The 12,811-nt window shown below is 73.1% G+C and carries 12 protein-coding genes; 6 read left to right on the top strand and 6 right to left on the bottom strand.

The genetic code is table 11. From position 1 onward, the window contains the following. Window positions 1-17: 17 nt before the first annotated feature. Complete coding sequence (locus ACZ4N4_RS34900) at window positions 18-1,607, bottom strand: FadD3 family acyl-CoA ligase (protein ID WP_467596362.1); 1,590 nt, start codon at window positions 1,605-1,607, stop codon at window positions 18-20. Between the two features lie 108 nt (window positions 1,608-1,715). Here ACZ4N4_RS34900 and ACZ4N4_RS34895 point away from each other — a divergent pair, with 108 nt between their 5' ends. From ACZ4N4_RS34895 to ACZ4N4_RS34885, 3 genes are read left to right on the top strand one after another with little or no spacing between them, the layout of a single operon-like run. Then, window positions 1,716-2,870 (top strand): lipid-transfer protein, encoded by a 1,155-nt coding sequence (locus ACZ4N4_RS34895; RefSeq protein ID WP_467596359.1) that lies wholly within the window; start codon window positions 1,716-1,718, stop codon window positions 2,868-2,870. A gap of 1 nt (window position 2,871) precedes the next feature. Beyond that, a complete protein-coding gene (locus tag ACZ4N4_RS34890) occupies window positions 2,872-3,285 on the top strand; it encodes a Zn-ribbon domain-containing OB-fold protein (RefSeq protein ID WP_467596356.1) in 414 nt (137 codons plus the stop codon). Next, on the top strand, window positions 3,282-4,058 hold the full coding sequence (locus tag ACZ4N4_RS34885; RefSeq protein WP_467596353.1) for an enoyl-CoA hydratase/isomerase family protein: 777 nt from the start codon (window positions 3,282-3,284) through the stop codon (window positions 4,056-4,058). The genes ACZ4N4_RS34890 and ACZ4N4_RS34885 overlap by 4 nt, the downstream gene beginning before the upstream one ends. A gap of 185 nt (window positions 4,059-4,243) precedes the next feature. Here the strand turns inward: ACZ4N4_RS34885 and ACZ4N4_RS34880 are convergent, their stop codons facing one another. Beyond that, window positions 4,244-6,586, bottom strand: a complete 2,343-nt coding sequence (locus tag ACZ4N4_RS34880; protein ID WP_467596350.1) for an outer membrane protein assembly factor BamB family protein — start codon at window positions 6,584-6,586, stop codon at window positions 4,244-4,246. 199 nt (window positions 6,587-6,785) lie between these two features. Continuing rightward, window positions 6,786-7,508: an AfsK-binding protein KbpA gene (gene kbpA / locus ACZ4N4_RS34875; protein WP_467596347.1), complete on the bottom strand. Its 723-nt coding sequence runs from the start codon at window positions 7,506-7,508 to the stop codon at window positions 6,786-6,788. Window positions 7,509-7,653: 145 nt separating this feature from the next. Here kbpA and ACZ4N4_RS34870 point away from each other — a divergent pair, with 145 nt between their 5' ends. Continuing rightward, window positions 7,654-8,301 (top strand): TetR family transcriptional regulator, encoded by a 648-nt coding sequence (locus tag ACZ4N4_RS34870; protein ID WP_453381389.1) that lies wholly within the window; start codon window positions 7,654-7,656, stop codon window positions 8,299-8,301. Between the two features lie 63 nt (window positions 8,302-8,364). Here ACZ4N4_RS34870 and ACZ4N4_RS34865 read toward each other — a convergent pair whose 3' ends face one another. Then, window positions 8,365-8,817, bottom strand: a complete 453-nt coding sequence (locus ACZ4N4_RS34865; protein WP_453565397.1) for an Lrp/AsnC family transcriptional regulator — start codon at window positions 8,815-8,817, stop codon at window positions 8,365-8,367. Between the two features lie 82 nt (window positions 8,818-8,899). On the opposite strand from ACZ4N4_RS34865, the gene ACZ4N4_RS34860 reads away from it, so the two are divergent. After that, a complete protein-coding gene (locus tag ACZ4N4_RS34860; RefSeq protein WP_453565400.1) occupies window positions 8,900-9,520 on the top strand; it encodes a LysE family translocator in 621 nt (206 codons plus the stop codon). Window positions 9,521-9,621: 101 nt separating this feature from the next. Here ACZ4N4_RS34860 and ACZ4N4_RS34855 read toward each other — a convergent pair whose 3' ends face one another. After that, window positions 9,622-10,098: a nitroreductase family deazaflavin-dependent oxidoreductase gene (locus ACZ4N4_RS34855; protein WP_467596343.1), complete on the bottom strand. Its 477-nt coding sequence runs from the start codon at window positions 10,096-10,098 to the stop codon at window positions 9,622-9,624. After that, window positions 10,095-11,279, bottom strand: a complete 1,185-nt coding sequence (locus tag ACZ4N4_RS34850; protein WP_453565404.1) for an acyl-CoA dehydrogenase family protein — start codon at window positions 11,277-11,279, stop codon at window positions 10,095-10,097. Before ACZ4N4_RS34850 ends, ACZ4N4_RS34855 begins: the two co-directional genes overlap by 4 nt. A gap of 99 nt (window positions 11,280-11,378) precedes the next feature. Here ACZ4N4_RS34850 and ACZ4N4_RS34845 point away from each other — a divergent pair, with 99 nt between their 5' ends. After that, the gene (locus ACZ4N4_RS34845; protein ID WP_467596340.1) at window positions 11,379-12,548 is read left to right on the top strand and encodes a thiolase C-terminal domain-containing protein; all 1,170 of its coding nucleotides are present in this window, start codon (window positions 11,379-11,381) and stop codon (window positions 12,546-12,548) included. Window positions 12,549-12,811: the final 263 nt, after the last annotated feature.

Here is a 12,811-nt window from a genome sequence, read left to right as displayed (position 1 = left end):
GCACGCCTCGGCCGCGCCTAGGTGTCCCGCCTCCCCCGTAGTTCGCCCTTCAGTACCTTCCCGCTCGCGTTCCGCGGCAGTTCCGCCACGAACTCCACCTCCCGCGGCACCTTGTAGTTCGCCATCTCCCGCCGGGCCCAGGCGATCAGGTCGTCGCCGGTCAGCACCGAGCCCCGGCGGCGTACCACGAACGCTCTGCCGACCTCGCCCAGCCGCCCGTCCGGTACGCCGATCACCGCCACGTCCGCCACGTCGGGGTGCAGGCCGAGCAGTTGCTCTATCTCCGCCGGGTAGGCGTTGAAGCCGCCGACGATGAACATGTCCTTCAGCCGGTCGGTGATCCGCAGGTTCCCGGCCGCGTCCAGGACGCCGACGTCGCCCGTGCGCAGCCAGCCGTCCGCCGTCAGCGTCTCGGCGGTGGCGGTCGCGTCCTCGTAGTAGCCGCGCATCACGTTGAAGCCGCGGACCAGTACCTCGCCCGGTGCGCCCGGCGCCGCGTCCACCCGTATCTCCGTGCCGGGGATCGCCCGCCCCGACGTCGACGCGATCACCGCAGGGGCGTCTCCGCGGCGGCACATCGTCACGATGCCGCTCGCCTCCGAGAGGCCGTACGCGGTGAGGACCGTCCCGACGCCCAGTTCGCCGCGCAGGCGCTCGACGAGGCGCAGGGGCACGACCGCCGCTCCCGTCACCACCAGCCGCAGCGCCGAGAGGTCATGGGTGTCGCGCGCCGGGTGGTCGAGGAGCGACTGGTGGAGGGTCGGTGGACCGGGCAGTACGGAGACCCGTTCCGCCGCGACGTTCGCCAGCACCGTCTCCACGTTGAACACCGGCTGCGGGATCATCGTCGCGCCCCGCATCAGGCAGGCGATCACCCCGGCCTTGTAGCCGAACGTGTGGAAGAAGGGGTTCACGATCAAATACCGGTCGTCCGAGCGCAGGCCCGCCAGGTCGGCCCACACCTCGTACGCCCGCAGGGTCTGCGCGTGCGTGATCATCGCACCCTTGGGGCGGCCCGTCGTACCGGAGGTGAAGACGATGTCGGAGAGCGAGTCGCCGGCCAACCCGGCCGCGCGGGCCGCGACTTCACCGGCCGCCACCCCCTCCCCGGCCGCCAGGAAGTCCTTCCAGGTGCGGAAGTCCGCCGGCGCGTCGTCGGACAGCACCACCACGTCCCGCAGCAGCGGCAGCCCCGGCAGCGGGCCCGGGAAGTCGCCTTCCCCGGCCGCCCGCCTGAGCGAGGCCACGTACGACGTGCCCAGGAACGTCCCCGTCACGAAGAGCAGACGCGTTCCGCTCCGCCGCAGCACGTCCGCCGCCTCGGCGCCCTTGAAGCGGGTGTTCAGCGGGACCAGCACTCCGCCCGCCGACACCGCGCCCAGCGCCGCGACGATCCAGTCCAGGGAGTTGGGCGCCCAGACGGCCACCCGGTCGCCGGTCTCGACGCCGGCGGCCAGGCACGCGGCGGCCGCCCGCTCCACCCGGTCGCCCAGCTCGGCGTAGGTGATCCGGGTACGGCCGTCCACCACCGCCTCGGTGTCCGCGTACCGCCGGGCCGCCGACCGCACCAGTCCCGGAACGGTCCCCCACTCCATGTCACCGCGCACAACGGCCTCCCCAGGCGAGAGCACAGAACGCATAGCTGACGGTACGTCAGATTAGCTGTAGCCTGACGGACTGTCAGCAGCCCTTCAGCAGCGCGCGGAGGTGTGCACATGGCCGGGATCCGGGACGCCACCGCCATCGTCGGGATCGGACAGACCTCCTTCGCCAAACGGCTCGACGAGGACGAGCGGACCCTCGCCTGCCGTGCCGTCCTCGCCGCCCTCGACGACGCGGGGATCGCCCCCGGTGAGGTCGACGCCCTCGCCTCCTTCACCATGGAGGAGACCGACGAGGTGGAGCTGGCCAAGGCGGTCGGGTTCGGGGACCTGACCTTCTTCAGCAAGGTGGGGTACGGCGGCGGCGGCTCCTGCGCGACCGTCGCCCACCTCGCCGCGGCCATCGCCTCCGGGCAGGCCTCGGTCGGCGTCGCCTGGCGCTCGCGGAAGCGCGGCTCCGGACCCCGTCCCTGGACGAACACCACCGTCCAGCTGCCCACCCCGGCCCAGTGGACCCGGCCCTTCGGGCTGCTCCGGCCCGCCGACGAGATAGCCATGCTCACCCGCCGCTACATGCACGAGTACGGCGCCACCCGCGACCACCTCTTCAACGTCGCCCTCGCCTGCCGCAACCGCGCCAACCAGAACCCCGCCGCCGTCATGTACGACCGCCCCCTGACCCGCGAGATGTACATGACCTCCCGGTGGATCAGCGAGCCCCTCTGCCTCTTCGACAACTGCCTGGAGACGGACGGGGCGTTGGCGTGCGTGGTGGTCAGCAGGGAGCGCGCCCGCGACTGCGCCAGGAAACCCGTCTACGTCCACTCCGCCGCCCAGGGCCTCCCCGCCCAGCACCACGGCATGGTCAACTACTGGAACGACGACCCGCTCACCGGGCCCGCCTGGACCGCCGCCCGGCACCTGTGGAAGCACGCCGACTTCACCCCGGAGGACGTCGACGTCGCCCAGATCTACGACGCCTTCAGCGCGCTGATCCCGCTCTCCCTGGAGGGGTACGGCTTCTGCGGGCGGGGGGAGGGCGGGGCGTTCACCGAGGGCGGCGCGCTGGAGATCGGCGGCCGGCTGCCCGTCAACACCGGCGGAGGCGGGCTCAGCGAGGCCTACGTCCACGGCTTCAACCTCATCACCGAAGGCGTCAAACAGCTGCGCGGCACCAGTACCGCCCAGGTCCCCGGCGCCGCCACCTGCCTGGTCACCGCGGGCGAGGGCGTGCCGACCTCCGCCCTCCTCCTCACCAACCGGAGCTGAGATGCTGCGACCGGCCATCGACACCGACGGCGCCCCCTTCTGGGAGTACGCGGCGCTCGGCGAACTCCGCGTCCAGGCCTGCGCCGACTGCCAGGAGCCCCGCTTCCCGCCCCGTCCGTGCTGCCCGCACTGCCAGTCCTTCGCGAGCGAGTGGCGGCCGACGAGCGGGCGGGGGCGGATCTGGTCGTACGTCGTCCCGCACCCGCCGCTCCTCCCGGACTACGCGGCCCAGGCCCCGTACAACGTCGTGGTCGTGGAACTGGCGGACGCACCGCGCATCCGCCTGGTGGGAAACCTGGTCAGCGCGGCGGGGGCGCCGCTCGACTCCTTCCCCCCCGACCGGATCCGGATCGGCGCCCGGGTGCAGGCGGTGTTCGCGGGCGGTCTTCCGCAGTGGGTCCTGGAGCGGCCGTGAGCCTGCGCCTGGACACGGACAAGGACGCCGGGGTCGCCGTCGTCACCCTGGACCGTCCCGAGAAACTCAACGCCATCGACCTGGAGACCGCCGCCGAACTCGCCGCTGCCTGGCGGGCGTTGCGCTTCGACGACGCCGTACGGGCCGTCGTCCTCACCGGGGCCGGCGGGCGCGCCTTCAGCACCGGACTCGACCGGGACGCGGTCGTGCCGCAGCCCTCCTCGCCGTACATGCAGGACGATCCGCTGATCGCCGTCGGCCCGAAGTCGAACGACCTGTGGAAGCCGGTGATCGCCGCCGTGGCCGGGATGGCCTGCGGGGGCGCCTTCTATCTCCTCGGGGAGTCGGACTTCGTCGTCGCCGACGAGACGGCCGCCTTCTTCGACCCGCACACCTCCTACGGCATGGTCAGCGCCTACGAGTCGGTGCTGATGGCGCAGCGCATGCCGTACGGGGAGGTGGCCCGGCTGGTCCTCATGGGCAACGCCGAGCGCGTCTCCGCCCGGCGGGCGTACGAGGTGGGGCTGGTGTCCGAAGTGACCGCGCCGGGCGAGGCGTTGGCGGCGGCCGTACGGTGCGCGACCGTGATCGCCGGGTATCCGGCCGAGGGGGTGCAGGGGAGCGTGCGGGCGCTGTGGGCGGCGAAGGAGGCGGCGCGGGAGCGGGGGTACGGGCAGGCGCCGTACCTGATCGCGCTGGGGAACCTGCCGTCCGACCGGCAGGCCGAACTGTTCGGGAACCGGGCCCGGACCGCGCCGCCCCGCATTCGCTGAGTCGCCGCGGGGCGGGGGGCCGACGGCCGCCGGGCGACTGCGGGCACGTCGTGGCTTGTCGCGCAGTTCCCCGCGCCCCTAAAAGAAGGGGCGCTGCTCTCGTGCGCCTTTAGGGGCGCGGGGAACTGCGCGAACGGCCCCACGGCGCCGCAGTGGCCGTACGACCCGCACCACCCCCACGGCGCTCACGCGGTCCGTGCCGTACCGGTGCCTTTCTCGGCGTCCAAGGCATACACGCACCGGTCCTTGCTGCACGCGTACACCACCCCGTCCCGCACCACCGGCGACCCGGTGATCTCCCCGCCGGTCGCCAGCTTCCACCGCAGCCGGCCGTCGTCGGCCTTCAGGGTGTAGAGGAGATGGTCGGTGGAGCCGAAGTGGATCCGGCCCTCCGCCACCGCCGGTGCCCCCACCACGTCGCCGCCCGCCTGGAAGCGCCACTTGGGTGTCCCGGTGACCGCGTCCAGGGTGTACAGCCCCTTGCCGCTGCCGACGTGCACGTGCCCGGCGGCCACCAGTACCGGCTCGATCGACGCGCGGGCCTCCGTCGCGATGCGCCAGCGGTCGCGGCCGTCGGCGGCGTCGAGGGCGTAGACGGTCCCGAGGTAGTCGGCGAGGTAGACGCCGCCGCCGGTGACCGCGGGGCCGGGCACGAAGGCGGGTGGGGAGAGGAAGACCGCCGGCGCCTCGAAGTGCCAGCGGACGCGCCCCGTCGCGGCGTCGAGGGCGATGACGCGGCTGCCCGCCGAGGCGTACACGAAGCCGTCGGGGGCGTGGGTGAGGCGGACCGGGACGCCGCCGCAGGAGGCCGCGTCACCGATGGGGTAGGACCAGCGCTCGTCGCCGGTCCGGGCGTCCAGCGCGCGCAGGCGGGCGTCCTGCCAGACGAAGACCGTGCCCTCGTGCAGCGAGGGCCCGGACTCGGGGGCCTCGAAGTCGGTCTGGGCGCCGGACAGTTCCCAGAGTTTCTGCCCGTTGGAGGCCTCCCAGGCCTGGACGCCGCCGCCCCGGGTACCGGTGACGAGGGTGCCGCGGTCGGCCTTGAGGGCGTACACCCAGGCGTCGGTGGACAGCCGCCACAGGTCGCCGCCCTCGCGGGCTTCGAGCGCGAACAGGGTGGGGCCGTCGGAGGCGTGGATACGGCCGTCCGCCACCGCCATGGACCAGGCGACGTCCCTCGTCTTGAAGCGCCGTCGGCCGGTGGCGACGTCGAGGGCGTGCACCTCGAAGGAGGTGACGTAGACGAGGTCGTCGTCGACGGCCGGGGTGCCCCAGACGTCGTTGGACATCCGGAACCGCCAGGGCCGCCAGCCGGACGCCGTCTCCGGGGGCTGGACGGGCACCGGCGGTACGGCGGGGTCGAGGCCGTTGACGCCGGGGCGCGGCCGGGCCCAGTTGGCCACCAGGCCTGCCTCGGGCGGGGGTGCCTTGACGGCGGCGGCGCGGGCGTCGGCGACCCGTGGGCCGGGGCCGATCGGCACCTGGGCGCCGGCCAGCCGGACCGGGCCGGCGTCGGGGGCGCCGACCGGGACCGGGGCCGGGACGACGGGGTCGTAGGAGGGCGGCGGGGGAACGGCGAGCCGGCCGCCGCTGCGGGCGCCGGACGGGTTGGCGGAGGGTTTCACCGCCGGGCGGCCGCCGCGGCGGGACTCGATCAGCGCGACCGCCTTCTCGGGCAGCCACGCGGACGCCGTACCGCTGTCGTCGGAGCCGGAGCCGAAGAGATGGGGGGCCAGCTGGGCCTGGAGGTCGGCCGGGTTGGGGCGGCCGACGGCCTCCATCTGCATGCAGGACTCGATGAGGGGGCGGAGTTCCTCCGGGAGGCCTTCGAGGTCCGGACCCTCGCGCAGCAGCATGAAGACGGTCTCGACCGGGTTGGCGCCGTGGAAGGGCGGGTGACCGGTGGCGGCGAAGACGAGCATGGAGCCGAGGGAGAAGACGTCACTGGCGCCGGTGACGCTGCGGGAGTCCTTGGCCTGCTCGGGGGACATGTAGGCGGGGGTGCCGACGGCGACGTTCGTCATCGTCAAACGGGTGTTCGAGACACCGGACGCGATGCCGAAGTCGATGACCCGGGGGCCGTCCTCCACGACGAGGACGTTCGACGGTTTCAGGTCCCGGTGCACGAGCCCGGCGCCGTGGATGGACTGGAGCGCCTCCGCGACGCCCGCCGCGAGCCAGCGGACCGCCTGGGCCGGGAGCGGCCCGCAGTCGTTCACTATCTCTTCGAGGGAGGGCGCGGGAACGTACGCGGTCGCCAGCCACGGCACCGCCGCGCGCGGGTCGGCGTCGACCACGGCCGCCGTGTAGAAGCCGGAGACCGCGCGGGCCGCCTCCACCTCGCGGGTGAAGCGGACCCGGAACAGCTGGTCCTCGGCGAGCTCGGTCCGGACCGTCTTGATCGCCACACGCCGGCCGGACGCCGAGCGCGCGAGATAGACCAGCCCCATGCCGCCGGCCCCCAGCCGTCCCAGCACCTCGAACGGCCCGATCCGCCGCGGATCGTGCTGCGTCAGCTGATCCACCACTTGCCTGCCACCTCCCCGTACGGGCCACGTCCACCCACATATGTACGCGACCCCGTGCAGCGTCTCACCACCGCACCGCCATGGCGGCACGCACCCCGATTCTTCCTGGCCCGGGCACAGGTTGCGAACCCGGCGACCAATCGGGGTGTCACATGACAAAGTGAGACATTTATCCGCCGAGAGCCGTCCGTTTCCGGCCTCAGCGTTGCAGCAGCGCGAAGGACGCCCCCTGATTGTCGGTCACGACGGCCACTTTTCCGTACGACGTCTCGAAGGGCGGCGCCTGGACCCGGCCGCCCAGCTGCCGCACGGCCTCGACAGCGGCCTCCACCTCCCCGGTGCGGAAGTGGACGACGAACTGCGGCGGCATCCCGGCGTAGAAGACGTCGGAGAGGGGGGCGCGGCCGAAGTCCGGGTCGGCGCCGGCGCCGAACAGGGCGTCGGCGAAGAGGTGGCCGTAGAAGACGTTGGCCGCGTCGGTGTCGCTGGTGTAGAGCTGCGCCCAGGCGAAGGTGCCAGGGGCGTGCCGGACGCCGAAACCGGGGTGGCTCGCGGCCTGCCAGAGGCCGAAGACGGCGCCCTGGGGGTCGGCGACCAGGGCGGCGGTGCCGAGGTCACGGACGGGGACCGGGTCGTTCACGATCTGGCCGCCGGCGGCCAGGATCCGCCGGGCGAGGTTCCGGGCGTCCGGGGTGGCGAAGTACACCGTCCAGACGGTGGGCATCCGGCCGTCCCGCTTCCGCGCCAGCCTGGCGACGGCCGCGCCGTCCAGCCGGGCCCACACGGCCCCGGGTCCGGCGTCCTCGAAGGTCCACCCGAAGAGCCCGCCGTAGAACCGCTTGCCCGCCTCGACGTCGGGAAGCTGCACGTCCACCCAGCACGGAACGCCCTCTGTGTATCCGGATGCCCTGTTTTCGGCCATGTCGTCAAAGTAACCGCCCGGCCCGCACCCCGCAGACCAGCCGCACCACCTGGGACGGCGCCCCCCACTCACCCCCCATACACCCGTGCACCCCATTTGCAGTCGGCCGAATCGCGCTCCGATCACCCCTCGGTAAGCTGACGGCATGACAGGACAAGTGCGTACCGTCGACGGCCGCGTGGCCGGTCGGCGTGGGCAGGCGACCCGGCAGAAGCTGCTCGACTGCCTAAGCGAGATGCTCAGCTCCTCCCCTTACCGGGACGTCAAGGTCATCGATGTCGCCCGGAAGGCGGGTACTTCGCCCGCGACCTTCTACCAGTACTTCCCGGACGTCGAAGGCGCCGTCCTGGAGATCGCCGAGCAAATGGCCACCGAGGGTGGCCAGTTGACCGAGCTGCTGGCAGGGCGCTCCTGGGTCGGCAAGGCCGGCTGGGCGACCGCGCAGGAACTCGTGGACGGTTTCCTGGAGTTCTGGCGCAAGAACGACGCGATCCTGCGCGTGGTCGACCTCGGCGCGGCCGAAGGGGACAAACGGTTCTACAAGATCCGTATGAAGATCCTGAACTCGGTGAACAACTCCCTGACCGACTCCATCGCGGAGTTGCAGTCCAAGGGCAAGGTCGACAAGGACGTGAACCCGGCGGCCATGGCCGGTTCGCTGGTCGCGATGCTCGCGGCGGTCGCCTCGCACCAGAAGGGCTTCCAGTCCTGGGGTGTGAAACAGGCCGAACTCAAGCCGAATCTCGCGCTGTTGGTGCATCTGGGCGTGACCGGGAAGAAACCCACGAAGTAGTCCGCGCCCTGGTTCCTGTCTGGCAGGCGGTGGTTCACCGGAGGTGGGCCACCGCCTGTTGCGCTATGCCGGGAGGGGCCGGTCCCGGACCACGTGCTTCATCACCAGGGTCGAGGTGAGACGCTGCACGCCCGGGAGGGTCGCGAGCCGCTCGTCGTAGAGCCGCTGGAAGGCGGCGAGGTCGGCGGTGGCCACCCGCAGCAGGTAGTCGGGCTCGCCGAACAGCCGCTGTGCGTCCAGCACATGGGGGATCTCCGCGAGCGCCCGCTCGAAGTCGGCGACCGTGTCCCGGTCCTCCTGCCGCATGGACACGAAGACCAGCGCCTCGAAGGTCAGCCCCACGGCGGCCGGCTCCACCACCGCCCGGTACCCGCTGATCGCCCCCGCCCGCTCCAGCTCGCGCAGCCGCCGGTGGCACGGCGAGACACTCAGCCGCACCCGCCCGGCCAGCTCGGTCACGGTCAGCCGCCCGTCCTGCTGAAGCTCGGCAAGAATTTTCCGGTCCACGTCGTCCATGGAGAAGATTCTCCCCCGGAACAGCTGGTCCCGAGCAAATTTCGACAACACTTTCGGGCTGTTCGCGCCTAATGTCCCTGCCATGGACACCGGACACCTGATTTCCTTCCTCGCCGTGGACCTGCTGCTGGTGTGCGTGCCGGGCGCCGACTGGGCGTTCGTGATCGCCGCCGGGGTGCGCGGCCGCTCGGTGCCGCGCGCGGTGGCGGGCCTGGTCGCCGGGTACGCGCTGCACACGGCGCTCGCGGTCGCGGGGCTCGCGGTGCTGGTGGCGAGCTCACCCACACTGCTCACCGCGCTGACGGTGGCCGGAGCCGGGTATCTGGTGTGGCTGGGGTGGAGCGTGCTGCGGCGCCCGGCGGTACCGGTGGAGAAGCCGGTGGAGAAGGAGGAGGCGACGGCCGGGCCGGGCTTCTGGCGGGGCGCGGCGATCAGCGGTCTCAACCCCAAGGGCCTGCTGCTCTACCTCTCGGTGCTCCCCCAGTTCCTGGTGACGAAGGGCGACCACGCCCCGGTGGCCGTCCAGACGGCCGTACTCGGCGCCCTCCACATGGCGGCCTGCGCAGCCGTCTACCTCGCCGTCGGCACCCTGGCCCGCCGCCTGCTGTCGGCCCGGCCGCGGGCGGCCCGGGCGGTCACCCGCACCTCGGGAGCGGCGATGCTGGGCATCGGCGCCCTGCTGCTGGCACAGCACGCGCTGTGAGGGCCGCCCCCTGGCGGATCCCCCACGGCACCCGCCACGAGACCCAGACCCCGGCCCGCCCCCACGGCACCCGCCACGAGAGCCACGCCTCGGGCCGCCCCCTACGGCACCCGCTGGGACGTGGTGAGCCGGAAGACCCGTAGCTCCCTGTCCACCCGCTCCTGGTAGGTCGCGTACGGCGGCCAGAAACCGAGGAGTTGCCGCCAGGCGGCCGCCCGTTCCGCCCCGGTCAGCAGCCGGGCGGTGACCGGTATGTCCCGGCCCTTCCAGCTGATCTCGGCGTCGGGGTGCTCGAGGAGGTTGTAGGTCCAGGCGGGGTGGTCGGTCCGGCCGTAGTTGGAGCCGACGAGCAGCCAGCCGTCCTCCTGGGGCATGCACGCGAGCGGCGTACGCCGGGGCAGCCCGCTGCGCGCGCCGGTGGACGTCAGGATCGCCCCCGGCAGCATCTGCGCGCTGAGCAGCACCCGGCCCCCGCTGAGCCGGTGCACGGTCCGGTCCAGGGCCGGGACCACATGCGGGGCGACCTTCAGGAACCCCCGGCTGGCCGCCACCTTCCGCACCAGGCGTTCGCCGATCACACCGCCACCTCCCGTCCCCCGAACAGCCCCGCCGCGTCGGCGGCCTGCGCGCGCAGCCGGTGCACGGGCCCGAAGAGCAGCTCGTCCCCGGCGGCCCGCTTGAAGGACAGGTGCGCCTCGTGCTCCCAGGTGAACCCGATCCCGCCGTGCAGCTGGATCCCCTCCGCGGCGGCCATCCGCAGCGCCTCCAGCGCCTGGGCGAGGGCCAGTCGGCCCGCCGGCTCCCCGTGGGCCGTCGCCCAGGCCGCGTAGTAGGCCGCCGACCGGGCCGCCCGCACCGCCACGTGCACATCGGCCAGCCGGTGCTTGACGGCCTGGAACGATCCGATCGGCCGCCCGAACTGCTCTCGCTGCTTGACGTACTCCACGGTCCGCTCCAGCGCCCGGTCCGCGGCCCCCACCGCCTCGCCCGCGAGCACGGCGGCCGCGAAGTCGCCGAGGGCGGCGAGGGCGGGCCGGACGTCGGTGTCCTCGTCGCCCAGCGGCTGGGCGGCCACATGGCGCAGTTGGACCCTGGCCTGGGGGCGGGTCGGGTCGAGGGTGGTGCGCCGGGTCCGTACGACGCCGTCGGCGTCCCCCGCCACCAGGAAGAGCAGGACGCGCGAGCGGGCGTACCCGCCGGCGTGCGCCGGGACCAGCAGCAGTCCGGCACTGTGCCCGTCCAGCACCTGGTCGGCCTCCCCGTACAGCTGCCACCGGTCCCCCCGGTGCCGCGCCTGGACGCCGCCGGCCCGGCCGCCGCCGGCCCAGTCGCCGCCGCCGGGGCCGGTGAGCGCGAGGGCGGTGCCGAGATGGGCGCCGGGGACCGCGAGGGCGGCGGTGAGCCGGCCGTCGGCGATCCCCGGGAGCAGCTCGGCGCGTTGGGCGTCGGTGCCGAGCTCCAGCAGCAGCGGGGCGGCGAGGACGGCGGTGGCGAGGAACGGGGAGGGGGCGAGGACGCGCCCCAATTCCTCCGCCGCGAGGGCGACTTCGGTGACGGAGCAGCCGGTGCCCCCGTACGCCTCGGGCAGGGCGAGTCCGGGCAGGCCGAGTTGTTCGCCGAGGGCGGTCCACAGGGCGGGGTCGTGCCCCTCCGGCCGGTCGACGGCGGTCCGTACGTCCTCCGTCCCGCATCGCTTGTGGAGTAGTTCACGCAGGGCGCGCCGGATCTCGTCCTGCTCGTCGGTGAAGCGGGCGTCCATGACCGGACCTCCTGACGATCTGACGGCCCGTCATGCTAGGGGTGTTGGATGCAGATGCACAGGGGCGGAGTCGAGCGGATCTGATGTACCGTCAGATTCATGACCGGACTCCGCAAGGTCGCCGTGGTCGGCGTGGCCCTGTCCGACTGCGGTCGCGTGGACGACGCCACCGCCTACACCCTGCACGCCCAGGCGGCCCGCCGCGCGCTCGCCGACGCGGGCCTGGGCCGGGAGGTGGTCGACGGCTTCGCCTCCGCGGGGCTGGGCACCCTGGCCCCGGTGGAGGTGGCCGAATACCTGGGCCTGCGCCCCACCTGGGCCGACTCCACCTCGGTCGGCGGCTCCACCTGGGAGGTCATGGCGGCGCACGCGGCGGACGCGATCGCGGCCGGCCACGCCAACGCGGTCCTGCTGGTCTACGGCTCGACGGCCCGCGCCGACATCAAGGCGGGCCGCAGGACCGGCAACCTCTCCTTCGGCGCCGGGGGCCCGCTCCAGTTCGAGGTCCCCTACGGCCACACGCTCATCGCCAAGTACGCGATGGCGGCCCGTCGGCACATGATCGAACACGGCACGACCATCGAGCAGTTGGCCGAGGTGGCGGTCCAGGCACGGGCGAACGCGGCGCTGAACCCGGAGGCCATGTTCCGGACCCCGGTCACCGTCGACGAGGTCCTGTCCGGCCCGATGATCGCGGACCCCTTCACCAAGCTGCACTGCTGCATCCGCTCCGACGGCGGCGCGGCGGTGCTGCTGGCGGCCGAGGAGTACGTACCGGACTGCCGTACCGCGCCGGTCTGGGTGCTGGGCACGGGTGAGTGCCTCTCCCACGCCGCCATGTCGGAGTGGGCGGACTTCACGGTGTCCCCGGCTGCGGTCAGCGGCGAACTGGCCTTCCGGCGGGCGGGCGTCCGGCCCTCGGAGATGGACTTCGCGGAGATCTACGACGCCTTCACCTACATGACGCTGGTAACCCTGGAGGACCTGGGCTTCTGCGCGAAGGGCGAGGGCGGGGCGTTCGTGGAGAAGGGGAGGCTGCGGGTCGAGGGCGGCGAACTTCCGGTGAACACGGACGGGGGCGGCCTGTCGGCCCAACACCCCGGGATGCGAGGGCTGTTCCTGCTGGTGGAGGCGGTACGGCAGCTGCGCGGCGAGGCCGGCGACCGGCAGGTGCGCCGCCCGGCCGGGGGGTTGCCGGAGCTGGCGGTGGCGTCCGGGACGGGGGGCTGGTTCTGCTCCTCGGGAACGGTGGTGCTGGGGCGGGGGTGACAGCGGGAGGCCAGGGGCCTGGGTGACCCTGGGGTCCAGGGGCCGGGGTGACACGGAGGGCGAGGGAGGACGGCGGCAGCCTTTCGGACCGCGGCAACGCCTCGGGCCGCGGCAACCCTTCGGGCCGCGGCAACCCTTCGGACCGCGGAAACTCTTCGGACCGCGGCAACCCTTCGGGCCGCGGCGGCGACTGCGTACCGGAAGCTTCGACGTTCAGAAGCAGACGTTCGAAGGACGTGCACCGCCGAACCACGTAAGGATCG

It is taken from the genome of Streptomyces sp. NPDC026538, assembly GCF_055567535.1.
Note: the sequence above shows the minus strand (reverse complement) of the source record. Positions and strands in the feature narration are given on the sequence as shown.

What these genes read in the sequence shown, in the direction of transcription:
- ACZ4N4_RS34895 (WP_467596359.1), top strand. Translation starts at nt 1,716, where the DNA reads ATGGCCGGGATCCGGGACGCCACCGCCATCGTCGGGATCGGACAGACC.
- ACZ4N4_RS34890 (WP_467596356.1), top strand. Translation starts at nt 2,872, where the DNA reads ATGCTGCGACCGGCCATCGACACCGACGGCGCCCCCTTCTGGGAGTAC.
- kbpA (WP_467596347.1), bottom strand. Translation starts at nt 7,508, where the DNA reads ATGGCCGAAAACAGGGCATCCGGATACACAGAGGGCGTTCCGTGCTGG.
- ACZ4N4_RS34870 (WP_453381389.1), top strand. Translation starts at nt 7,654, where the DNA reads ATGACAGGACAAGTGCGTACCGTCGACGGCCGCGTGGCCGGTCGGCGT.
- ACZ4N4_RS34865 (WP_453565397.1), bottom strand. Translation starts at nt 8,817, where the DNA reads ATGGACGACGTGGACCGGAAAATTCTTGCCGAGCTTCAGCAGGACGGG.
- ACZ4N4_RS34860 (WP_453565400.1), top strand. Translation starts at nt 8,900, where the DNA reads ATGGACACCGGACACCTGATTTCCTTCCTCGCCGTGGACCTGCTGCTG.
- ACZ4N4_RS34850 (WP_453565404.1), bottom strand. Translation starts at nt 11,279, where the DNA reads ATGGACGCCCGCTTCACCGACGAGCAGGACGAGATCCGGCGCGCCCTG.
- ACZ4N4_RS34845 (WP_467596340.1), top strand. Translation starts at nt 11,379, where the DNA reads ATGACCGGACTCCGCAAGGTCGCCGTGGTCGGCGTGGCCCTGTCCGAC.